Here is a 20,413-nt window from a genome sequence, read left to right as displayed (position 1 = left end):
CGTCGCTGCCGTGATATGCTGCGGCAGCGACGCAGCGTCATTGCGACACGCAGGGGCCGATGCTCAAGAAATCCCATGCCACCGAGCTGGCCGGGACGACCGGGACACGCATCGTTCCGCTCGACCGTGCGCGCACCTTCATCACCTTCCTGGTGGTGCTGTATCACGGCGTAATCAACTACACCTATTTCGGTATCGGCGGCGACCGGATGCGATGGATCGGCTTCGACCTGATCGCGCTGTTCAACGACAGTTTCTTCATGGCCTGCATGTTCTTCATCTCGGGCCTGTTCGTTCACGACAGCCTGGCGCGGAGGGGGCCGGCGAACTTCCTCGGTAGCCGTGCCTGTCGGCTGGGTATTCCGTATCTGGTATCGATCTTTGTGCTGATGCCGATCGCTTATTACCGCTACCATGTAACGGAGCTCAGTTTCCCGCAGTTCTATTGGCATATGGTCACCGTCGGCCCGTGGTCATCGGGGTCGGCCTGGTTCCTGTGGGTGCTGCTTGCGCTGGACGCGATCGCCGCGTTGCTTTGGGCCGCGGCGCCCGGCGCGATCCCGGCGCTCGGGCGATTGGTCGATGGCTTTCGTCAGCGGCCGATGGCGGCCTTCGCTGCGTTCCTTATCTTCTCGATCGTCGTCTATCTGCCGCTGCACCTGGAGTTCGGCGATTCCGCGTGGTTCGTGCCCGGCCACTATCCGCTGCCGATCCAGACCAGCCGCATCCTGCTGTACACCGGCTACTTCTTCACCGGCGTTGCGGTCGGTGCCATCAGCCTGAGAGGCGGGCTGCTGGCGGAAAGCGGCGAGGTAGCGAAGCGCTGGATGCTGTGGCTCACGTGTGCGCTCGCATTCTATGGCGTCATCCTGCTCCTGGTCTATGTCCATCACAGCGTGCTGCCGGATTTCCGTTCGCCGCCGCTATGGTGGCAGATAGCCTATGGACTGGCCTTTGCGATGTTCAACGCGGCAATGACTTTCACGGTGCCCGCGCTGTTCCTGCACTTTGCGCAATCACGGTTTCGGTTCCTCGATGCGATGCAGCCTTCGGCCTACGGCATCTATCTCGTGCATTTCGTTCCGCTGATCTGGCTGCAGTATCTCGTCTACGATCCGCCGCTGCCGGTGTTTGCCAAATTCGCGATCGTCTTCCTCGGCACACTCTTCGTCAGTTGGGGCGCGACCATCCTGCTGCGAAGGATTCCGATCGTCGCGCGTATGATCTGACCCGTGGTCAGGAAGGCCGATCTGAGCCGGACGGCACTATGCGGCCTTTATAAGAGGACAAAGCAGTCCCCATGGAATTTACACGCCTTGCCATTCACCTTCCGGGCAAGCGTTCGGTCTAGCCGTGGCGACAGGGACAGAAGATGATTGTCCACTCTGAGGGTCAGGACCAGCAAATTCACCCGCGCGGCGTTCACGCTGCTTGGAGGCCAAGATGACGGTCTATCATGCATACATTGTTGGACTGCACGGCCGGTCGATTGGAGTGGTTCGGATCGATTGTGTCGATGATGATTCGGCCATCAAATCCGCCGAGCGTCTTGTCGACAGCCACGATGTGGAGCTCTGGCAGATGGATCGGCCCGTAGCTAGGTTCGACGCCCCGTCAAAGCAGGTATTCAGGAAATAATTCTTGCGCCGAGCTTACCGCGCGGCGATCCATCCCGTACGCCGAACACGTCAAGGCACGTGAACCATGGGCCCGTAGTAGCCGCCCCATTGTCCCCACATATCGCGGCCCTCGTAACCGCAGAGTTCACGATGCAAATCGCCAGCAAGGTTGCCGTAGCAAAGGCGCCAGTCACTATAACCCGCGCCGATCGTGGCATTTGCGTCGGGGTTCTCCGTGAGGTGCCGCGAGCTCATATGATTTTCGCGAGCCAGAGCGGGAGTTGCGAACATGGCTGCGGCGATCAGTGCCGCCGGGAGAAGTACAGGCTTGCTCACTCAATTTCTCCATCGGATACGAAGAGCCTACAGGATTCTCTGTGGAGATGGAGAAGCGATCGACCGATTAAAGGAATACTCTGTCACATCGTTTCAATCAGGCGCGAGGTCGGCGCGGTCGTACGATCACGAACTCCGGCGCGTGCCGACGAGGTTGAGTTTGCCTCAAGCGTCCGCTCATTATTTGAGTATGAGCCCGCGATGGTGGCGCCTAAGCAGCCAACCCGAACTCCGAGAGTTTCACGCGATTGCGGCCGGAGGTCTTCGCTTCATAGAGGGCTTCATCGGCGCGGATCAGTAGCGACTGGATCGTCTCCGATCCGGTGGCGTAGGCAATTCCACCGCTTACGGTCGTCTGGATGGGGCCCAAAGGAGTAGGGACGGACATCGCCTCGATCTGCGCTCTGATGCGCTCGGCAACGGCTGCCGAGGCCCTTGGACTCGAGTTCAGCATCACGATGCAGAATTCTTCGCCGCCTATTCGCGCGGCCAGGTCGTCTGAACGGATATTTGCGGTGATGATTTCGGCAAAGGCCTTCAACGTCCGGTCGCCGGAATCGTGTCCGAACCGATCGTTGATGGTCTTGAAGTGGTCCAGATCCATCGCGACGACGGCGGTGCCAACCGGGACATGGGCGGGCGGACCGTCAAACAGCGCGCGGCGATTCAAGAGTCCGGTCAAGGCGTCGGTCATGGCTTCCGACTTATGCCGGTTCGCGATCCGCGCCTGATTGAGGGTGAGCGATAATGTGCCGATGCCGGTCAAGCCAGCGATCACGACGATGGAATTAATGTCTTCGGCCCAATTGGATGGACGAGCGGTCAGGACGAACTGGCCTTGCTCGGCGAGGGCATAGCCACACGCGATGAACGATGCTGAGGCGATCAGATAGAGCGTCGCATTGGCGGACATCAGGAGCGGGGATTCGGCGCGCGCTGTCCAGTACTGGAAAGCGGTCATAAGCAGCAGCATGCCGATCACGACATTTGCAGCAATCGTCCCGGTGCCGGAATAGCCAAACGCGAATGTGGCCGATGTGGACAGAATGCCGAGGCCGACCACGGCGAATACGGTGAACCAATTGAACCGACTTGAGCAGAATTTGGCCGAGCCCGCGTAGAGCAGTCCGAAGCCGCATATCAGCAGCACGAAGGACACGAGCAGCAGATTGGCGTCGTACCCTTGAATGACAGTGCCAAAGAACGCCACTCCGGCGACGATAAAGACAAGGCCGATCGACCAGCTTAGCAGGTGGGTCTCGGATTTTCCGACGACCCACATCATGCAGAGCGTCAGTCCAAGGGAGGCGCCCGAGAAGCCGATGGCGACGAGGATCGAAAACTGGTCGAGAAGCATGACGCCGGGCCGTGGTTGGGATCGGCGCCTTATACGTCACCGATCGTTACCCAAATGGTGGAGGCGCAGCTCGTTTGCAGTGCACGGTAATCAAATGGTTATCGCTATCGGTTGAAAACCATCAAATTGGCGCAGCGGATTTCTTGAGCGAAAAGAGGGGGATACTGGATACTCCGAAATCTCGAATCGAGATCAGCGTGGAAGCGGACTGCGATCGAGTTCAACCTCGCCCCGCGAGCGGGGCGAGGTTGCGAAAATGTCAGGAGCCCTCGAACTTGAAGGATACGTTGAGCTTGGCGCGGTAGGCCTCGACTTGCCCCTTGGCGTCCAGTTGCAGATCGAGTTTGACAACCTCTGCGACGCGAAGATCTCGGAGCGATTTTGCCGCTTGGCTGACCGCGTTGGCCGCGGCCTTTTCCCAGGATTCGTTGCTGGTGCCGATCAGTTCGATGACCTTGTAGACGCTCTCAGGCATGTCGTCCTCCTGTCCGGAATGAAGCAGGAAGCAGGTGCTCCCTGCCGCGGTCGAAACTAGCATCACGATATCGGCGTTGAAAGGACGCGCCCGGATCGCCGGCGGCAGGACAAATCGTTCGGAAACTTGAGGATCAGCCTCAAGTTGTGCTTTGATCTTGCGGCCACAACTGGGGTTTTATCATGATTTGTTTGCGTTTCCCGGCGTTACGGCTGTTTGCTTTTGTTCCTTTCGGCTTCCGTCATGGTTTTGCAACTTGGATCATCGCCTGTGTGGCGGCGCTCACCGCAGGAGCGGCATCGGCACAGCAACCGCTCCCGCCCGGCGTGCCCGAGAAGATGCCCGCCGACATTCCCTATGGGACGCCGATTTCGCTCGATCTTGCCCGACAAGCGGTGGAAGCCGCGTTTGCGGAAGCATCCAAGCGGGGGTGGAAGATGGCCATCGCGGTCGTATCGCCATCGGGCGACCTGACCTATTTCGTGAAAATGGACGATACCATGTTGGCATCGCCAACCATCGCCCAGAACAAGGCGCGCACCGCCGCGCGCTTTCGGCGCGACACCAAGGGCATGTTCGATCTGACGGAGACCGGCCATCCCTACGTGATGACGCTCGATCCAACGCTGGTCGCTTCGCCAGGTGGCATGCCAATCATCAGCGAAGGCAAGGTCATCGGCGCCATTGGATGCAGCGGAGGAGCAGGCGTGCAGGACGCCGTCGTCTGCCAGGCGGGCATCGAGGCTCTCAATCGCAAATGACGCCTGAAGCGCGAGCGAGATCGCCGAGGCGATCCGTACGACAGCGGCGGCTTTCGCATCGTTGTATGTTGCGCTATACATCGAGGGCGAACAGCCGGGCCGGAAGAGCTACGGAGTTCCGGTCCTGCAGGACGCGCAGTGAACGATCATCGATCGATGATCGTTCGTTCGAGGCATTGCCTCGTCCACCCCACGTCCATCAGGAACCAAAACATGAAACAGAATGACAGCGTTGCCCTGTGCTCGCTGCGACAGGGAGACTTGCTCAAGAACCGTAATGCATGGGCGCTCGGCGCGGCCGGGTTGATATTGCTCATGCTCGGCACGGCGCGTGCGGAGACGCCGATCGGCGTCCCCGACAAGAGCCATCCGGAGAGCGTAACCGCCACCAGCGACGGCACGCTCTATATCGGAAGCTTCAACCTGGGCGGCGTCATAAAGGCGGCACCGGGCGGAAAAACCGAGCAGTTCATCTCGCCCGGCGCCGACGGCAGCCGTTCGGTGCTCGGCGTGCTCGCCGATGAAAAGAGCCGCACCTTGTACGTCTGTTCCAACGACCTGAGCGGTTCGGGCGTTGCCGGTCCCAGCGAGACCAAGGGCGCCTGGCTGAAAACCTTCGATCTCGCCACCGGCGCCCCGAAGGCGAGCTTTCAGCTCAAGGATCCGAAATCGCTTTGCAACGACATCGCGATCGGCGGTGACGGAACCGCTTACGTCACCGACTCCTTCGCGCCGTATATCTACAGCCTGAAGCCAGGCGGCACGGCGCTCGACGTGTGGGCGACCGATCCGCTGCTGGCGCCGGCCAAGGACGGGGTCGGGCTCGACGGCATCGCGGTCGGATCGGACGGCCATCTCTACGTCACGACCTTTATTCCCGCCAAACTGTTCAAGATCGCGGTCAAGGACGGCAAGGCGGGGGAGATCACCGAGTTGAAGCCGTCCCGTCCGCTGGATCACGCGGACGCCATGCGCGCGTTCGGCGGCGACTTCCTGCTGGTCGAAGGCGCAGGCCGGCTCGACAAGGTCGCGGTGACGGGCGATGAGGCCAAGGTCGATGTCATCAAGGACGGTCTTGCCGAGCCCGTTTCGGTGACCCAGGTCGGCAACACCGGATGGATCGCCGAGGGCAAGCTGTCCTACCTCATCGGTCCCAATAAGGGGAAAGATCCCGGTCCATTCGCGATCACGCCCGTTCCGTTAAAGTAACAGTTGAGCGACTTGCTCTAGTCTAGGTTAGAAGAGACGGCGCCGGCCGACGTCAATCGTGGCGCTATCGGCCGGCGCTCATCTTGTCCGTGAAAAGCTTCAATGGCATTCTAGGGGGCAGACGCAACCAACGGATTCTGCATGTCAAAACTGGGCGCCAAATCGCTTCCACATTTGAGCGTTCGCATCGATCTCGATAGCGACGAGCGGATCGGGCCCGGCAAGATCCAGTTGCTTGAGCATATCCGCGATTGCGGGTCGATTTCGGCCGCCGGCCGCGCCATGGAGATGTCCTACAAGCGGGCGTGGGACCTGGTCGACGAGATCAACCGGATCTGCCGGCATCCGGCAGTCGAGCGGCAGACCGGCGGCAAGAATGGCGGCGGCGCAATGTTGACGCCGTTCGGCCTCTCCCTGGTCGCGCGCTATCGCAAGATCGAGCGCGATGCAGCGAGCGCGGTGCGCAAGGAACTGGCGGCCTTGCAGACCGATATCGCCCGCAAGGCGTGATGCCGCCGTCAGTTCGTGCGCAGCGTCACGCCTTGCTGCGGTTCGGCCGCGATCGCCTCTCCCAAGGAGTTCTGCTGCTCGCGCAGAACCGAGAAGCAGACGCTGAACCCATCCACCGTCCGCAGCGTCACCATGCGCACGCTCGGATCGCTCGATTGCTCGACCATCCAGGAATCCAGCGGATAAGCGTAGCGGAGGCTGCCGTCGCCGTAGCGGCGCTGCAGCGCCTTGTCGAGCAATCCCGGCAGGGTCATCACCAGCGTGCCGACCTGGTTGAGCGAAAGCCGCAGGGTCGCGGGATTACCGGCGGAATCGACGAAGCCAAGCGAAACGGCGCCATCAGCGGCGACTTCGCACGTCGTCAGGGCCTGGGTGTCGATCTGCATCATAGGCTCCGAACAAATATACGTTATATCCATAAGGATATATCGATGCGATCCCGGGCGTCCAGCCCGTCTTTCTTGACCCTGCCGCGCCGCGTCACGGGTATGGCCGGAAACCGCCGAGACGTGATATGGTGACGGATATAACGGAGCCCGGACCGGGGGCCCGTCGCAAATGGAGATGAGGCCCGCCATGTTCGACTCCCAATGCGATCTTGCTGCGCTCGTGTATGAGCAGCATCAGGATCCCGACGAGATCCTGCGCGATTTCGCCGCCAGCCTGAACAGAGCCGGATATCGCGCGGTCGGGATTGTGCAGCTCGGCCACCACTGCCTCGATGCCGGCCTGTCCGCCATGCTGGTCCATACCGGCGAAGAGCTGCAGCTATTCCAGGACCTCGGCAGTTGCTCGGCCGGCTGCCGGCTTGACGTCGGCCAGTTGCTCGATGCGGGCGAGCGGATCGCGGCGGCGATCGATCGCGGCGCGGACGTGCTGATCGTCAACCGCTTCGGCCGGCAGGAATGCGAGGGCAAGGGCCTTTGCTATCTGGTCGAGCGTGCGCTGAGCGCGGACATCCCGGTCGTGATCGCGGTGCCCAGTCACCGCTTTGCCCATTGGATCAAGTTCGCCGACGGCATGAGCGTCCGCCTCCGCTGCGACCGCGATACGCTCGATGCATGGTGGAACAACGTCTCGGCGCGATATCCGAGGCCGGCGGGCATCGAACAACAGACGGTTTGCGAAGTGTTGAAATGACGTGAGCGCTGGAAGGCTCTGGCCTACGGCTCTTACGAAAGATGCTGCACGAACAGGGTGGGGACGTTGCACGTGCCGTCGCGGAGGGCGAACACCCGCGTTCCCGGCTTGGCACCGGCCTTGACATCGGACACGTTGCGGCCGGCGCGCAGCAGCCGCTCGCGGGCGGCGTCGGCATCGTCGACCGACCAGGCGATGCCCCAGAGGCGGTCCGCCTTGCGCGCGTCGCCCTCGGCCGGACGGTGGACAACTTCGATCAGCATGTCGCCGCAGGCGAATTGCATCAATCGGCTTTTGCTCTTTGCGTCGGCGCGGTCGAAGATCAGCTCCAACCCGAGACGCGCGCCGTAGAGCGCTATCGCGCGCTCCGGCTCGTCGGTCGCAACCACCACCAGGTCCATCCTGCGAACGGCAGCCGGCGCTGTCGCTGTGGAGCGGGCCGCTTCGGATAGAAGCTTGCTGAAGCGGATCGGTACGCCATGTGATTGTTCGGCCGGCAAGCCGTTCCGCTTCCAGGAGAGCATCGTGTCGGTCGCAAAATCGCTCCAGGTGATGTCGGCGACATCGTCCGGCTGCAGCGAGATATGTTTCAATCGCCGATAACTCTTTTCGATGTCGTCGACCGCAAAGTCCAGACACCACAGGCCTTCGCCGCTCTCGGCAAGGACGGCGCGGGCGCGCGCACCGAACGCGCCTTCGCCGTTGGGTGCCGCGACCCGAAAGGTGGCGTTGTCCAAAACGAAGAACGCGCTTTCGACGCCATCAGTTCTGGCGCGAAACGCCGGCTCCCTCGCGAGCACCTCGCGATAAGCGGCAATGCCGGTGTCGAGATCGTGAACCAGGACGCTGGTGTGGTCGAGGGTCGTGATCATGAGGGGCGCTCCCTGAGAGGCCGGCTCCGCCGCACAATGCTTCGAGCTTCGGTCGCAGCAGCATATTGGACGGTCTCGAGAATTGACAGTTCATTTTTGGAACTGTATGACGAGGACTAGCCAGGGCATGGCTCCAGATCGCCTGCGCGTGGCAGGCGGAGAATAACGGATGCCCGCGAGGAGAGGCCGGTGGGAAATCCCTTGAAGGTTGAATTCCATTTCGATTTCGGCAGCCCGAACGCCTATCTGGCGGAACTCGTGATTCCTTCGATCGAACAGCGCACCGGCGTGAAGTTCGATTATGTGCCGGTCCTGCTCGGCGGAATTTTCAAGGCGACCGGCAATATGTCGCCGGCGGATTCACTGCGCGGCATCAAGAACAAGCCGGAATACATGGCGCTGGAGACCGAGCGCTTCATCCGCCGCCACAACATCACGACCTATCGATCGAACCCGTTCTTCCCGGTCATCACCCTGATGCTGATGCGTGGCGCGGTCGCTGCGCAATTCGAAGGCGTATTCGAGCCCTATTTCCGTGCGGCCTTCCATCACATGTGGGAGGAGCCGAAGAAGATGGATGACGTCGAAGTGGTTCGCGCCGCGCTCAAATCTTCCGGCCTGGACGCCGACAGGCTGATCGCACGGGCGCAGCAGGACGACGTCAAGAAGCGGCTGATCGACCTGACGGCAGACGCGGTCAACCGCGGCGCGTTCGGTTCGCCGACCTTCTTCGTCGGCAAGGAGATGTTCTTCGGCAAGGACCAGCTTCGCGACGTCGAGGAATCCATCGTCGAGCAGACAAGGCAGTTGGCCAAGAGCGCGTGAGCGGCCTGGTCGCGGCGGCCGGAGATTGCTGAACAAATAAGGAGAACGTGATGCCGGGCCCTCTCAATGGCGTACGCGTATTGGATCTGACCGGCGTGGTGTCGGGGCCGTTCGCGACCATGTTCCTCGCCGACCAGGGCGCCGACGTTCTCAAGATCGAGCCTGTTGGCGGCGACATCACCCGCCGCAGCCGCGCCACCATAGACAAGTCCGGCGAGTTCTCGGCGCTGTTCATTTCCTCCAACCGCGGCAAGCGCTCGCTCGCGATCGACGTCAAGAGCGAGGCCGGCCGCGAGGTGCTGGCCAAGCTCGTCGCGCAGGCCGACGTGCTGGTGCAGAATTTTCGGCCCGGCACCATGGAGCGGCTCGGCCTCGGCGCGGATGAACTCCGCCAGCGCCATCCGCGCTTGATCTATGTCTCGATCAGCGGGGTCGGCGAGACCGGTCCCTATGTGAAGAAGCGGGTGTACGATCCGATCATCCAGGGATTGTCTGGATTCGCCGACATCCAGTCGCAGCCCATTACGAACCGTCCGCAGATGATCCGCACCATCGTCTGCGACAAGACCACGGCGGTGATGACGGCGCAGGCGGTGGCGGCCGCGCTCTATGCCCGCGAGAAGACAGGGCAGGGCGATCACATCCGGGTCGCGATGCTGGATGCGATGATCTCGTATCTGTGGCCGGAAGGCATGATGCAATACACGGTGGTCGGCGCCGAAGAGACCGCCGCCGATCCGAATGACCGGCCGGATCTCGTGTTCAAGACCAGCGACGGCTACATCACTGCCGGCACGATCTCGGATTCCGAATGGCAGGGCTTTTGCCGCGCCACCGGCGATCCCGAGCTCGCCAAGGATCCGCGCTTTGCGACGCCTTCCGCGCGATCGGTGAATGCGACGGCGCGCATCAACAAGATGGCCGAATATATCGCGCAGCACACCACGGCCGAATGGCTGGAGCGGCTCGACGCCACCGATGTTCCCTGCGCGCCGATCCTGCGCCGCGCCGAGATCATCCATAACGAGCAGGTGGTGGCGCGCGACATCATCACCGAATTCGACCAGCCCAAGGTCGGGCGCGTGCGGCAGCCCAAGCCAGCGGCGCGTTTCGAAGTCAACGAGGCGTCGATTGGCGGACCGGCACCCCGCGTCGGCGAGCATTCGCGCGAAGTGTTGCGCGAGCTCGGCTATGACGACGCGGCGATCGATCGGATGGTCAGCGAAAAGGCCGTGCGGGTGGCGGTGTAAGCGCTGTCGCGGAGCTGTAGGGTGGGCAAAGCGAAGCGTGCCCACCTTGCTTGCACCGAACGTGGATGGTGGGCACGCTGCGCTTTGCCCACCCTACAATTCCACCCTACAATTCTTGGCTGCTCACGCCCTCGGCGCGGGCGGTGTGACCGGGGCAAGCGGCTTGTTTGCGGCTTGGCCGCGCTGATACGCGTCCCGCTGATGGATGCGCTCGAGATAGGGATGGGCGTGGTCGCAGATGCCGACGCCGTAGGCGATTGCCCAATCCAGGCAAGTGGTGAGCAGGATATCGGCGCTGGTGAAACGATCGCCCATCAGGAATTGGCGGCCGTCAGCGAGCGCGACCTCGACGTGGCGCGATTGCTGGCGGAAATACTCCGCCGCCTGCGCCACGACATCGGGCGCGACCCCATAGATGTGGCCCAGCGCATTGCCGCTGTGGCGGCGCATGACGTATAGGCTGGTCGCATCGAGCTCGGCAACGATGAAGAAGCACCATTCGAGCCAGGCGGCGTAATCGCGCTGGCTCTCCGGAATCAGCGCACGCTCGGGCGTCGAATAAGTTCGCGACAGATAGGCGACGATCGCTGCACTCTCGCCGATACAGAAATCGCCGTCCTGCAGCAGCGGAATCTTCTGCCGCGGATTGAGCGAAGTATATTCCGTCGTCTTGGTCTCGCCGGTGCGGGGACCAATCGGCCGCGTCTTATAGGAGAGGCCAAGCTCATGCATGGCCCAGTGCGGCCTGATCGTCCGGCTCGTGCCCACGCCCCAGAGGGTCAGCTCCGGCGCGGCCATCTCACCATTTCTCCACCGAGGGGCGCAGATCGAGTTCGTGGGTCCAGCCGTCCCGCATCTGCTGATGCGCGAACCAATAGGCTTCCGCGATCGACGACGTCTTGGTCAGGCTGTCCTGTGGGATTGCGCTCGCCTCGATGCCGCGGGCCTTCATGCGCTCATGGATGGCCGGGCTGTCGACACCGGCATCGATGATGAGGTGCACGACATGGATGTTTTTCGGACCGAGTTCGCGCGCCATCGCCTGCGCGACCCCGCGTAGTGCGAATTTCGCCGATGAGAACGCGGCAAACCCGGTGCCGCCGCGGATGCTCGCGGTCGCTCCGGTGAAAAAGATGGTTCCACGGCCGCGCGGCACCATATAGCGCGCCGCCTCGCGGCCGACCAGGAATCCGGCATAGCAGGCCAGCTCCCAGGCCTTGAAGAACAGCTTTTCGGTGGTCTCGAGCAACGGCTTGTTGACGTTCGAGCCGGCGTTGAAGAGGCAGATCTCGATCGGGCCGATCTCTTCCTCGACGCGGGCGAACAGATCCTGGACTTCCGCTTCCTGCCTTGCGTCAACGCTGAGCGCATGGACCTCGTGGCCGGCGGCCTTCAATTCGTCGACCAGCTCCTGCGATTTGGCGGCGTCGCGGCGACAGATGCAGACGGTGTAGCCGCCGTTTGCGAAACGCCGCGCGACAGCGGCCCCGATCGCGTCGCCCGCACCAACCAATATCGCGACCCCGCGGCGTTCCGTCATCCTGTTTCCCATATAGTTCTTATTTGGTACCGAATTATTAGAAAGCGTCGCGTGCGATGTAAATGGAAATATTCGATATCGCACCGATATTTGAGCAGCCATTGTCGTGTCGCCTGTCCGCGAGCCACAGCTCGCAAAGAATTGCAATTGACGAGTTCTAAAAAAGAACGTTAAATATAGGGAGTGATGAAGTCGCCTCGCGAGCGGCTCGATATCTGTCGGGAGGTCTGAGGTGACGAGTTTGGCAGGGACACTTGGCATCGGCGAAGTCGCAGGCTCCGCGTCGCGCGCCATGGAACGCAGATCCGTCTATCTCGGCGGAATTTGGTAGGAGCGCTGTCCGATGGAGCTGGTGCTTTCTCCTGAAGAAGCCGCATTTCGCGACGAGGTACGAACCTTCATTGCGGAAAACTATCCGGCGGAGATGCGCGTCCCCAATCCGGACACCGACCTCACCAAGGACCAGATGCTGCTCTGGCACCGCATCCTCTACAAGAAGGGCTGGATCGCGCCGCTTTGGCCCAAAGAATATGGCGGCCCCGGCTGGTCGATCACCAAGCGCTTCATCTTCGAGCAGGAGACCGCGCGCGCCGGCACGCTGCCGCCGCTCGCGTTCAGCGTCACCATGGTCGGTCCTGTGATCTACACCTTCGGCAATGAGGCGCAGAAGAGGCGGTTCCTGCCGCGCATCCTGTCCGGTGAGGATTGGTGGTGCCAGGGCTATTCGGAGCCGGGCTCGGGCTCCGATCTTGCCTCCGTGCGCACCAAGGCGGTGCGCGACGGCGACCACTATATCGTCAACGGCCATAAGACCTGGACCACGCTCGCTCAGCATGCCGATTGGATCTTCTGCCTGGTGCGTACGGACCAGAACGCGAAGCCGCAATCCGGCATCTCGTTCCTTTTGATCGACATGAAGTCGCCGGGCGTCACCGTGCGCCCGATCATCACGATCGACGGCAGCCATGAGGTGAACGACGTTTTTCTAGAAAACGTCCGCGTGCCCGTCGCCAATCTGATCGGGGAAGAGAACAAGGGCTGGACCTACGCCAAATTCCTGCTCGGCAATGAGCGCACCAGCATGGCCGGCATCGGCCGCTCGACGCGGTACATCGAGCGACTCAAGAAGATCGTCAAAGCGGAAATTCCCGAAGACGATCCGGCCCATCTCGAATTCCTCAGGGACATCGCCCGCATCGAGCTCGATGTGCTGGCGCTGGAGGCGACCGAGCTTCGTATCGTCGCGCAAATGGCGCGCGGCATCGATCCCGGCCCGGCGGCGTCGCTGTTCAAGATCAGGGGCACCGAGATTTTCCAGGCCATCACCGAACTGACGCACCGCGCGATCGGCAATTACGGACTCGCGATCCGCGAGCATCCGGTGAGCGCCAATCATTTCATGCCGGGGCCGGACTACGGACACACCGTATCGGAAAAGTATCTCAACTCGCGCAAGCTCTCGATCTACGGCGGCTCGAACGAGATCCAGCGCAACATCATCGCCAAAGCGGTGCTCGGACTATAGGGCGACGGGAGGCATCGGAATGGACATCCAGTTCACGGAAGAGCAGGAGCTGTTGCGATCGAGCGTGCAGCGTCTGTTGCGCGATCAGTACGATTTCGACGCGCGCCGCAAGATCGTCGCGAGCGAGGAGGGCTGGAGCCGCAAACATTGGTCGTCCTTCGCCGAACTCGGCTTGCTTGCCGCGCCGTTCTCCGAGGAGGTTGGCGGACTCGGCGGCGGGCCGCTGGCCACCATGATCATCATGCAGGAATTTGGCCGACACCTTCTGGTCGAGCCGTTCTTCGAGACCGTCGTTCTTGCCGGCGGCCTGATCGAAGATTTTGGCTCAGCGGCTCAGCAGGCCACGTATCTCCCTGACATCATGTCCGGAGAGAATGTCTGGGCACTGGCCTGGTCGGAAGGCCGCTCGCGTTACGATCTCGCCCATGTTTCCACCACCGCGCGCCGTGAGGGCGGCAGCTACGTGCTCAGCGGTACCAAGGCGGCGGTCGTGGCTGCGCCCTGGGCTGACAGCCTGATCGTCTCCGCCCGCACGTCGGGCGAGCGGGGTGATCGCAACGGCGTCAGTCTGTTCGTTGTCGATCGCCATTCCCCGAACCTTCATCTGCAGGGCTTTAGGACTATCGATGGCCGGCGTGCGGCCGAGGTTGCACTGATGAACGTCTCGGTGCCGGCGAGCCAGATGCTCGGGCGAGAAGGCGAGGGCGTTGCTGCGCTCGAGACCTGCCGTGACAGGGCCATCGGCGCGCTCTGCGCGGAGACTGTCGGCGCGATGGGAGAACTGAATGCGGCGACGCTCGAGTACAGCAAGACGCGAAAGCAGTTTGGCGCGACGCTCGGCTCGTTCCAGGTGCTGCAGCACCGGATGGTCGATATGTTCATTGCGCATCAGGAGGCGCTTTCCCTGATGCAGCATCTCAATCTCAGCCTTGCAGCAAAGGACGCCGGACGCTCGCGGCTTGCGTCCGGCGCCAAGTCGAAGATCGGCTATGCGGCGAAATTCGTCGCCGACCAGGCGGTGCAGCTTCACGGCGGCATGGGCATGACTGACGAGCTCAATGTCGGCCATTACTTCAAGCGGATTTCATCCATCAACATCCAGTTCGGCGACCCCGCATTTCATGTCCTGCGCTATGCGCAGCTCGACAAGGCCGCGTGAGGAGAAGAGGAAAGCACATGCGAGATGCAGTGATCGTATCGACCGCGCGTACAGGCGTCGGCAAGGCCTATCGCGGCGCGCTCAACAACACGGAAGGGCCGACCATGGCCGGCCATGTGATGGCCGAAGCGGTCCGGCGCGCCGGCATCGAGCCCGGCGAGGTGGAGGACGTGGTGATGGGCTGCGCGATGCAGCAGGGCACCATGGTGATGAACGTTGCGCGCAAGGGCGCGATCCGCGCTGGCTTGCCGGTCACGGTCGCCGGTACCACGATCGACCGGCAATGCGCCTCCGGCCTGCAGGCGATTGCAGTCGCGGCGCGCTCGGTGATGCTGGACGGCGTCGAGGTTGCGATCGGCGGCGGCATCGAGTCGATCAGCCTGGTGCAGAACGAGCACATGAACAGGTTCCACGCTGTCGACGATGAGCTGATGGCGATGAAGCCCGACATGTACATGTCGATGTTGGAGACGGCCGAGGTCGTCGCCGAGCGCTACGGGATAGGGCGCGAGCAGCAAGATGAATATTCGCTCGAGTGCCAGCGCCGCGTCGGCGCCGCCTTGCAGGGCGGCCGCTTCAACGACGAGATCGTGCCGATCACGACCAGGATGGCGGTTGTCGACAAGGATACCAAGGAAGTCTCCTACAAGCAGGTGACGCTGGCCAAGGACGAGGGACCGCGGCCCGAGACCACGGCGGAAGGTCTGGCGAAGATCAAGCCGGTGTTCGAGGGCAAGACGATCAGCGCCGGCAATGCCAGCCAGCTCTCCGACGGCGCCTCCGCCTGCGTGATCATGAGTGACAAGGTCGCCGCGCAGAAGGGACTGAAGCCGCTCGGCATCTTTCGCGGCTTCGTTGCCGCCGGGGTCGAGCCGGATGAGATGGGCGTCGGTCCGGTCGCCGCGATCCCGCGGCTGCTCAAGCGGCACAATTTGAAGATCGACGACATCGATCTCTGGGAGCTCAATGAGGCCTATGCGGTGCAGGTGATCTATTGCCGCGACAAGCTCGGCATCGACCCTGAAAAACTCAACGTCAATGGCGGCTCGATCGCGATTGGCCACCCCTACGGCATGACCGGCGCGCGGCTGACCGGCCATATCCTGATCGAGGGGCGGCGGCGCAAGGCGAAATACGGCGTGGTGACCATGTGCATCGGTGGTGGCATGGGCGCCGCGGGCCTGTTTGAAATCGTCAACTGATCGGGAAAGCGGAGAAACGTCTTGAAGACAGCGATCACTGAATTGTTCGGCATCCAGCATCCGATCATCCAGGGCGGCATGCACTATGTCGGCTTTGCCGAGCTTGCCGCGGCGGTGTCGAACGCCGGCGGTCTTGGCATCATCACCGGGTTGACGCAGAAGACGCCGGAATTGCTCGCCAAGGAAATCGCGCGTTGCCGCGACATGACCAACAAGCCGTTCGGCGTCAATCTGACCTTCCTGCCGAGCTTCACCGCGCCGCCTTATCCGGAATATATTGCCGCGATCCGCGAGGGCGGGGTCAAGATCGTCGAGACTGCGGGCCGCAGCCCCGAGCAGTACATGCCGGCGCTGAAGGCCGCCGGCATCAAGGTGATCCACAAATGCACGTCCGTCCGCCATTCGCTGAAAGCCGAGAAGATCGGCTGCGATGCGGTCAGCGTCGATGGCTTCGAGTGCGGCGGTCACCCCGGTGAGGACGATATCCCGAACATGATCCTGCTGCCGCGCGCGGCGGATGAATTGAAGATTCCGTTCGTGGCTTCCGGCGGCATGGCTGACGGCCGCAGCCTCGTCGCGTCGCTCGCGATGGGCGCCGATGGCATCAACATGGGTACGCGCTTCGTCGCGACCAAGGAGGCGCCGGTGCATGAGAATGTGAAGCGGGCGCTGGTGGAAGCCACCGAGCTCGACACCCGTCTGGTGATGCGCGCGCTGCGCAACACCGAGCGCGTGTTGAAGAACAAGGGCGTCGACCGCCTGGTCGAGATCGAACGCGAGAAGGGCAGGGGGCTGAAGATCGAGGACATTCTCGATCAGGTCGCGGGCGTCTATCCCAAGGTGATGGTCGACGGCGAAATGGATGCCGGCGCCTGGAGCTGCGGCATGGTGGTCGGATTGATCAATGACATTCCGACCGTGCAGGAACTGATCGACCGCGTCATGACCGAAGCCGAGCAGATCATCCGGCAACGGCTCACCGGCTTCCTTGACGGTGTTGTGGCGAAGGTGCCGGCGCGCGCGGTCGCCTGAGAGCTCTTTGGGGTTCCGGGATGTTGGCTGGTTCGCCCGAGCAGGCGAACCAGGCTGCGGGCGGCTGCCTGCATTTTTCTTAAATGATTGGCCTGCGCGTGACGGGCTTTGGAGGGAGGGTAACCATGAAGGTGAAATTGAGTATGGCGGCGGCGTGCGTTGCGGCATCGCTGCTCGCAATGCCGGCGAATGCGGCCGATGAGCCGGGCGTCAGCGCAAGCGAGATCGAGATCGGCGGGATCTTTCCGTTCAGCGGTCCGGCGTCGTCGATCGGTCTCGTCGGGCGCGGCGTACTCGGCTATGTCCAGATGATCAACGATCGCGGCGGCATCAACGGGCGCAAGATCAACTATATCGCGATGGACGATGCCTACAGTCCGCCGAAGGCGGTCGAGCATGCCCGCAAGCTCGTCGAGAGCGACGAAGTCGCGTTCATCTTCAGCCAGCTCGGCACCCCCGGCAATTCAGCGACGGCGAAATATTTGAAGGCGAAGGGTGTTCCTTCGATTGCGATCGTCAGCGGCTCGAGCAAGTTCACCGATGTCGCCGAGTTTCCGCTGACGACGACGGGGCTCGTCAGCTACCAGACCGAGGGCCGCATCTACGCGAAGTTCCTCGAGCAGACGCTGCCGGGCAAGAAATACGCGATCCTGTTCCAGAACGACGACCTCGGCAAAGACTATGTCGCCGCGTTCAAGTCGATCCTGAAGGGCGATTTCGACAAGCGCGTCGTCACCGCAGCCTATGAAGTGACGGAACCGACCATCGATTCCCAGGTGGTCAATCTCAAGAGCTCCGGTGCGGAAGGCTTCTTCATCGCGGGCACGCCGAAATTCGCAGCGCAAGCGATCCGCAAGGCGTCCGAGATCGGCTGGAAGGCGACCGTGATCCTCAATTTCCCGTCGGGCTCGATCGGAGGTACGTTGAAGCCGGCCGGACTTGAGAATTCGAAGGGCGTCATTGTCGGCACCATCAACAAGGACCCGACCGATGGGCGATGGGACGATGACGAGGGCGTGAAGGCCTATCGCGCGTTCTTCGAGAAGTACCTGCCCGGCGCCGACATCCAGAACACCAGCTATCTCACCGGCTATATGCAGGGCATGATCCTGGAGCAGATCCTGAAGCAGTGCGGCGATGACCTGTCGCGCAAGAACATCATCAAGCAGGCGAAATCGCTGAAAGACTTCGTAGTCCCGACGGCATCTCCTGGCATCAAGGCCAATACGTCAGACAGCAACAATATGGTCTGGACGCAACTGCAGATGCAGCGCTGGAGCGGCACCAATTGGGAGCCGTTCGGCGCGATCCTGGACGCGAATTCGGAGTGATCTCTCGGCTTTTTCCCGCAAGTGGAACGCTTGTCGCCACAAACACCTTCGTCATTCCGGGCCGCCACGAAAGTGGCGAACCCGGAATCCATTTCAGCGACAGCGCTTGCAGTCCGATGGATTCCGGGCTCGCGCTACGCGCGCCCCGAAATGACCAGGGCGGTTCTTTCTCACGCGCGCCCGAGACGATATTTACTGCCCGTGAAACACCGGCCTGCGCTTCTCAACGAATGCGCGTACGGCTTCGTTGTGGTCGGTCGTGCGTGCCGCGCGGACCATATGCTCGGCTTCCAAATCCATCGAGGTCAGAAGGTCCGACGTGAGGGCGTGGTCGAGATTGTCCTTGATGTAACCAAGCGCGATCGGCGGGCCATCGGCGAGCTGCCTTGCCAGCTCCAGTGCGGCCGATCGGAGCTGATCGTCAGGCACGACGCGGTTGACCAGTCCGAACGCTTCGCAGCGCCTGGCGTCGAGACGCTCCGAGAGGAACATCAATTCGCGCGCGCGGGCCGTTCCCGCCAGCCGCGTCAGCAGCCAGGCAACACCGTAGTCGCCGGACAGGCCGATGCGGGCATAGCCGGTCGCCATGATGGCGGACTCGGCCGCGATCCGGATGTCGCAGGCGAGTGCGATCGCAAGGCCTGCACCCGCAGCCGGGCCGGGAAGGGCAGCGACGGTTGGTTTGCGGACCGCCACCAGCACGCCGGTGAGCGTGCGCTGCCTTTCCTGGAGAATGGCGACACGCTCCTCCAGCGTCCGTTCTGGCCGGGCGATGCCGCTTCCCATGCCCTTGACGTCGCCGCCGGCGCAAAAAGCAGTGCCCGCGCCCGTGATCAGGAGGGCGCCAATCTTCGGATCGTCGCCCAGGCTCTTGATCATGCGGCGCAAGGCCGGGGTGAGATTGTCCGACAGCGCGTTGCGCGCCTCGGGGCGGTTCAGCGTCAGGATGGCGACGCGCCCGTCGATATGGCACAGCAATTCGGCGGTGCCGGTTTCAACCTCGGTTCGATCCTCCGGCATGGCCGTGCCCTCCAGTTATATTTCGATCATAATATTATGGTGCGGATTGCGGTGCAATAGATAGTCAAGTCACTTTCACTCCGCCACGTCATTCCGGATGTGCGCTTGCAGCGGTTCCGGATTTGAATACGATCCTGCGGCGCCCTTGGATGGGCATGCACGATGCGGAGAACACAGATGGAATACCGACGCCTGGGAAAGTCAGGGTTCAGCGTGCCTGCGCTCAGCTTCGGGACCGGCACCTTCGGCGGCGTCGGTCGGCTGGCAGCGTGGGGGAATACCGACGCGACCGAAGCGCGGCGGCTGGTCGACATCTGCCTCGATGCCGGCGTGTCGATGTTCGACACCGCAGATGTCTACTCGATGGGCGAATCCGAACGCGTGCTCGGCCAGGCGATCAAGGGTCGGCGCGACAAGCTGCTGATCTCGAAAGGCCAGCTTCCGCTTCGGCGAAGGACCGAACGATATCGGTTCCTCCCGTCAGCATCTGCTTGCGGCGGTCGATAGCTCGCTGAGCCGGCTGGGCACCGATTATATCGACCTGTTCCAGTTGCACGGCTTCGATGCGTTCACGCCGCCCGAAGAAGTGCTCGCAACGCTCGATGTGCTCGTGCGTGCCGGCAAGATCCGCTATGTCGGGGTCTCGAACTTCTCCGGCTGGCACCTCATGAAGGCGCTTGCGGTCGCCGACAAATACGGCTTCCCGCGCTACGTCGCCAACCAGACCTATTATTCGCTGATCGGGCGTGACTATGAGTGGGAGTTGATGCCGCTCTGCCTCGACCAGGGCCTCGGCGCGGTGGTGTGGTCGCCGCTCGGTTGGGGCCGGCTCACCGGCAAGATCCGGCGCAACCAGCCGCGTCCTGATGTCAGCCGGTTGCCGCAGACGTCTTCCTTCGGACCGCCGGTGCCGGATGAGCACCTCTATCGCGTCGTGGATGCGATCGACGAGATCGCCAAGGAAACCGGCAAGAGCGTATCGCAGATCGCGCTGAACTGGCTGTTGCAGCGACCGACCGTCGCCACGCTGATCATCGGTGCGCGCAACGAAACGCAACTGCGCGAGAATCTCGGCGCGATCGGATGGTCGTTGACCAAGGAGCAGGTCGCCAAGCTCGACGAAGCCAGCAAGGTGACGCTGCCTTATCCCTATTGGCACCAACGCTCGACCTTCATCGATCGCAATCCGCCGGCGGTCTAGAGCATGATCCGGAAAAGTGGAAACCGGTTTTCCCTCGCGACAAACGCGA

Annotated in this window: 21 protein-coding genes and 1 pseudogene; 14 read left to right on the top strand and 8 right to left on the bottom strand. The window is 62.2% G+C overall.

Annotation, left to right across the window (positions count from 1 at the left end):
• The first annotated feature begins 59 nt into the window (after positions 1 to 59).
• Together AC5ZG1_RS28955 and AC5ZG1_RS28950 are read left to right on the top strand one after the other, a co-directional pair.
• Positions 60 to 1,229, top strand: coding sequence for an acyltransferase family protein (locus AC5ZG1_RS28955; protein ID WP_496134806.1), 1,170 nt, complete (start codon positions 60 to 62; stop codon positions 1,227 to 1,229).
• Positions 1,230 to 1,443: 214 nt separating this feature from the next.
• On the top strand, positions 1,444 to 1,638 hold the full coding sequence (locus tag AC5ZG1_RS28950) for a hypothetical protein (protein WP_027577817.1): 195 nt from the start codon (positions 1,444 to 1,446) through the stop codon (positions 1,636 to 1,638).
• Positions 1,639 to 1,688: 50 nt separating this feature from the next.
• On the opposite strand, the gene AC5ZG1_RS28945 is transcribed toward AC5ZG1_RS28950, so the two are convergent.
• The 3 genes from AC5ZG1_RS28945 to AC5ZG1_RS28935 form a co-directional block, all read right to left on the bottom strand.
• Positions 1,689 to 1,955: a hypothetical protein gene (locus AC5ZG1_RS28945; RefSeq protein WP_496134805.1), complete on the bottom strand. Its 267-nt coding sequence runs from the start codon at positions 1,953 to 1,955 to the stop codon at positions 1,689 to 1,691.
• A 211-nt stretch (positions 1,956 to 2,166) separates the two neighbouring features.
• Positions 2,167 to 3,312 carry a GGDEF domain-containing protein gene (locus AC5ZG1_RS28940; protein WP_496134804.1) on the bottom strand — a complete coding sequence of 382 codons (1,146 nt, stop codon included), beginning with the start codon at positions 3,310 to 3,312 and terminating at the stop codon, positions 2,167 to 2,169.
• A 259-nt stretch (positions 3,313 to 3,571) separates the two neighbouring features.
• Positions 3,572 to 3,787, bottom strand: a complete 216-nt coding sequence (locus tag AC5ZG1_RS28935; RefSeq protein ID WP_028168620.1) for a dodecin family protein — start codon at positions 3,785 to 3,787, stop codon at positions 3,572 to 3,574.
• A gap of 182 nt (positions 3,788 to 3,969) precedes the next feature.
• On the opposite strand from AC5ZG1_RS28935, the gene AC5ZG1_RS28930 reads away from it, so the two are divergent.
• The 3 genes from AC5ZG1_RS28930 to AC5ZG1_RS28920 all read left to right on the top strand — a co-directional run bounded on the left by AC5ZG1_RS28930 (position 3,970) and on the right by AC5ZG1_RS28920 (position 6,267).
• Positions 3,970 to 4,548, top strand: a complete 579-nt coding sequence (locus AC5ZG1_RS28930; protein ID WP_496134803.1) for a GlcG/HbpS family heme-binding protein — start codon at positions 3,970 to 3,972, stop codon at positions 4,546 to 4,548.
• A 213-nt stretch (positions 4,549 to 4,761) separates the two neighbouring features.
• Positions 4,762 to 5,757: an SMP-30/gluconolactonase/LRE family protein gene (locus tag AC5ZG1_RS28925; protein WP_496134802.1), complete on the top strand. Its 996-nt coding sequence runs from the start codon at positions 4,762 to 4,764 to the stop codon at positions 5,755 to 5,757.
• A 141-nt stretch (positions 5,758 to 5,898) separates the two neighbouring features.
• Positions 5,899 to 6,267 (top strand): winged helix-turn-helix domain-containing protein, encoded by a 369-nt coding sequence (locus AC5ZG1_RS28920; RefSeq protein WP_028168618.1) that lies wholly within the window; start codon positions 5,899 to 5,901, stop codon positions 6,265 to 6,267.
• 8 nt (positions 6,268 to 6,275) lie between these two features.
• On the opposite strand, the gene AC5ZG1_RS28915 is transcribed toward AC5ZG1_RS28920, so the two are convergent.
• Positions 6,276 to 6,653, bottom strand: coding sequence for a hypothetical protein (locus AC5ZG1_RS28915; RefSeq protein ID WP_463326853.1), 378 nt, complete (start codon positions 6,651 to 6,653; stop codon positions 6,276 to 6,278).
• A 190-nt stretch (positions 6,654 to 6,843) separates the two neighbouring features.
• Between AC5ZG1_RS28915 and AC5ZG1_RS28910 the strand changes: the two genes are divergently transcribed.
• Entirely contained in the window at positions 6,844 to 7,407 is a 564-nt protein-coding gene (locus AC5ZG1_RS28910) for a DUF2478 domain-containing protein (RefSeq protein ID WP_496134801.1), read from the top strand.
• A 32-nt stretch (positions 7,408 to 7,439) separates the two neighbouring features.
• Here AC5ZG1_RS28910 and AC5ZG1_RS28905 read toward each other — a convergent pair whose 3' ends face one another.
• A complete protein-coding gene (locus AC5ZG1_RS28905) occupies positions 7,440 to 8,279 on the bottom strand; it encodes a VOC family protein (RefSeq protein ID WP_496134800.1) in 840 nt (279 codons plus the stop codon).
• A 201-nt stretch (positions 8,280 to 8,480) separates the two neighbouring features.
• Between AC5ZG1_RS28905 and AC5ZG1_RS28900 the strand changes: the two genes are divergently transcribed.
• Both AC5ZG1_RS28900 and AC5ZG1_RS28895 read left to right on the top strand, forming a co-directional pair.
• The gene (locus AC5ZG1_RS28900; protein WP_210384874.1) at positions 8,481 to 9,104 is read left to right on the top strand and encodes a 2-hydroxychromene-2-carboxylate isomerase; all 624 of its coding nucleotides are present in this window, start codon (positions 8,481 to 8,483) and stop codon (positions 9,102 to 9,104) included.
• 50 nt (positions 9,105 to 9,154) lie between these two features.
• Complete coding sequence (locus AC5ZG1_RS28895; RefSeq protein ID WP_496134799.1) at positions 9,155 to 10,354, top strand: CaiB/BaiF CoA transferase family protein; 1,200 nt, start codon at positions 9,155 to 9,157, stop codon at positions 10,352 to 10,354.
• Between the two features lie 123 nt (positions 10,355 to 10,477).
• Here the strand turns inward: AC5ZG1_RS28895 and AC5ZG1_RS28890 are convergent, their stop codons facing one another.
• Both AC5ZG1_RS28890 and AC5ZG1_RS28885 read right to left on the bottom strand, forming a co-directional pair.
• Entirely contained in the window at positions 10,478 to 11,152 is a 675-nt protein-coding gene (locus tag AC5ZG1_RS28890; RefSeq protein WP_028169051.1) for a glutathione S-transferase family protein, read from the bottom strand.
• Between the two features lies 1 nt (position 11,153).
• Positions 11,154 to 11,894, bottom strand: coding sequence for an SDR family NAD(P)-dependent oxidoreductase (locus AC5ZG1_RS28885; RefSeq protein WP_496134798.1), 741 nt, complete (start codon positions 11,892 to 11,894; stop codon positions 11,154 to 11,156).
• Positions 11,895 to 12,237: 343 nt separating this feature from the next.
• On the opposite strand from AC5ZG1_RS28885, the gene AC5ZG1_RS28880 reads away from it, so the two are divergent.
• The 5 genes from AC5ZG1_RS28880 (at position 12,238) to AC5ZG1_RS28860 (ending at position 18,143) form a co-directional block, all read left to right on the top strand.
• On the top strand, positions 12,238 to 13,419 hold the full coding sequence (locus AC5ZG1_RS28880; RefSeq protein WP_496134797.1) for an acyl-CoA dehydrogenase family protein: 1,182 nt from the start codon (positions 12,238 to 12,240) through the stop codon (positions 13,417 to 13,419).
• A gap of 19 nt (positions 13,420 to 13,438) precedes the next feature.
• Complete coding sequence (locus tag AC5ZG1_RS28875) at positions 13,439 to 14,578, top strand: acyl-CoA dehydrogenase family protein (protein WP_130230023.1); 1,140 nt, start codon at positions 13,439 to 13,441, stop codon at positions 14,576 to 14,578.
• A 17-nt stretch (positions 14,579 to 14,595) separates the two neighbouring features.
• Positions 14,596 to 15,780, top strand: a complete 1,185-nt coding sequence (locus AC5ZG1_RS28870) for an acetyl-CoA C-acyltransferase (RefSeq protein WP_463326846.1) — start codon at positions 14,596 to 14,598, stop codon at positions 15,778 to 15,780.
• Positions 15,781 to 15,801: 21 nt separating this feature from the next.
• Positions 15,802 to 16,812, top strand: a complete 1,011-nt coding sequence (locus AC5ZG1_RS28865; protein WP_463326845.1) for an NAD(P)H-dependent flavin oxidoreductase — start codon at positions 15,802 to 15,804, stop codon at positions 16,810 to 16,812.
• A gap of 125 nt (positions 16,813 to 16,937) precedes the next feature.
• Positions 16,938 to 18,143 carry an ABC transporter substrate-binding protein gene (locus AC5ZG1_RS28860; RefSeq protein ID WP_496134796.1) on the top strand — a complete coding sequence of 402 codons (1,206 nt, stop codon included), beginning with the start codon at positions 16,938 to 16,940 and terminating at the stop codon, positions 18,141 to 18,143.
• A gap of 192 nt (positions 18,144 to 18,335) precedes the next feature.
• Here the strand turns inward: AC5ZG1_RS28860 and AC5ZG1_RS28855 are convergent, their stop codons facing one another.
• Entirely contained in the window at positions 18,336 to 19,163 is an 828-nt protein-coding gene (locus AC5ZG1_RS28855) for an enoyl-CoA hydratase-related protein (protein ID WP_130230029.1), read from the bottom strand.
• Between the two features lie 177 nt (positions 19,164 to 19,340).
• Here AC5ZG1_RS28855 and AC5ZG1_RS28850 point away from each other — a divergent pair.
• Positions 19,341 to 20,364 (top strand): annotated as a pseudogene (locus tag AC5ZG1_RS28850) (aldo/keto reductase).
• Positions 20,365 to 20,413 lie beyond the last annotated feature (49 nt).

It is taken from the genome of Bradyrhizobium sp. Leo78 (assembly GCF_059512425.1).
This window is presented reverse-complemented; position numbering and strand designations above follow the sequence as displayed.

What these genes read in the sequence shown, in the direction of transcription:
- AC5ZG1_RS28915 (WP_463326853.1), bottom strand. Translation starts at nt 6,653, where the DNA reads ATGCAGATCGACACCCAGGCCCTGACGACGTGCGAAGTCGCCGCTGAT.
- AC5ZG1_RS28895 (WP_496134799.1), top strand. Translation starts at nt 9,155, where the DNA reads ATGCCGGGCCCTCTCAATGGCGTACGCGTATTGGATCTGACCGGCGTG.
- AC5ZG1_RS28925 (WP_496134802.1), top strand. Translation starts at nt 4,762, where the DNA reads ATGAAACAGAATGACAGCGTTGCCCTGTGCTCGCTGCGACAGGGAGAC.
- AC5ZG1_RS28875 (WP_130230023.1), top strand. Translation starts at nt 13,439, where the DNA reads ATGGACATCCAGTTCACGGAAGAGCAGGAGCTGTTGCGATCGAGCGTG.
- AC5ZG1_RS28910 (WP_496134801.1), top strand. Translation starts at nt 6,844, where the DNA reads ATGTTCGACTCCCAATGCGATCTTGCTGCGCTCGTGTATGAGCAGCAT.
- AC5ZG1_RS28880 (WP_496134797.1), top strand. Translation starts at nt 12,238, where the DNA reads ATGGAGCTGGTGCTTTCTCCTGAAGAAGCCGCATTTCGCGACGAGGTA.
- AC5ZG1_RS28930 (WP_496134803.1), top strand. Translation starts at nt 3,970, where the DNA reads ATGATTTGTTTGCGTTTCCCGGCGTTACGGCTGTTTGCTTTTGTTCCT.
- AC5ZG1_RS28885 (WP_496134798.1), bottom strand. Translation starts at nt 11,894, where the DNA reads ATGACGGAACGCCGCGGGGTCGCGATATTGGTTGGTGCGGGCGACGCG.
- AC5ZG1_RS28860 (WP_496134796.1), top strand. Translation starts at nt 16,938, where the DNA reads ATGAAGGTGAAATTGAGTATGGCGGCGGCGTGCGTTGCGGCATCGCTG.
- AC5ZG1_RS28870 (WP_463326846.1), top strand. Translation starts at nt 14,596, where the DNA reads ATGCGAGATGCAGTGATCGTATCGACCGCGCGTACAGGCGTCGGCAAG.
- AC5ZG1_RS28935 (WP_028168620.1), bottom strand. Translation starts at nt 3,787, where the DNA reads ATGCCTGAGAGCGTCTACAAGGTCATCGAACTGATCGGCACCAGCAAC.
- AC5ZG1_RS28890 (WP_028169051.1), bottom strand. Translation starts at nt 11,152, where the DNA reads ATGGCCGCGCCGGAGCTGACCCTCTGGGGCGTGGGCACGAGCCGGACG.
- AC5ZG1_RS28855 (WP_130230029.1), bottom strand. Translation starts at nt 19,163, where the DNA reads ATGCCGGAGGATCGAACCGAGGTTGAAACCGGCACCGCCGAATTGCTG.
- AC5ZG1_RS28905 (WP_496134800.1), bottom strand. Translation starts at nt 8,279, where the DNA reads ATGATCACGACCCTCGACCACACCAGCGTCCTGGTTCACGATCTCGAC.
- AC5ZG1_RS28940 (WP_496134804.1), bottom strand. Translation starts at nt 3,312, where the DNA reads ATGCTTCTCGACCAGTTTTCGATCCTCGTCGCCATCGGCTTCTCGGGC.
- AC5ZG1_RS28955 (WP_496134806.1), top strand. Translation starts at nt 60, where the DNA reads ATGCTCAAGAAATCCCATGCCACCGAGCTGGCCGGGACGACCGGGACA.
- AC5ZG1_RS28950 (WP_027577817.1), top strand. Translation starts at nt 1,444, where the DNA reads ATGACGGTCTATCATGCATACATTGTTGGACTGCACGGCCGGTCGATT.
- AC5ZG1_RS28920 (WP_028168618.1), top strand. Translation starts at nt 5,899, where the DNA reads ATGTCAAAACTGGGCGCCAAATCGCTTCCACATTTGAGCGTTCGCATC.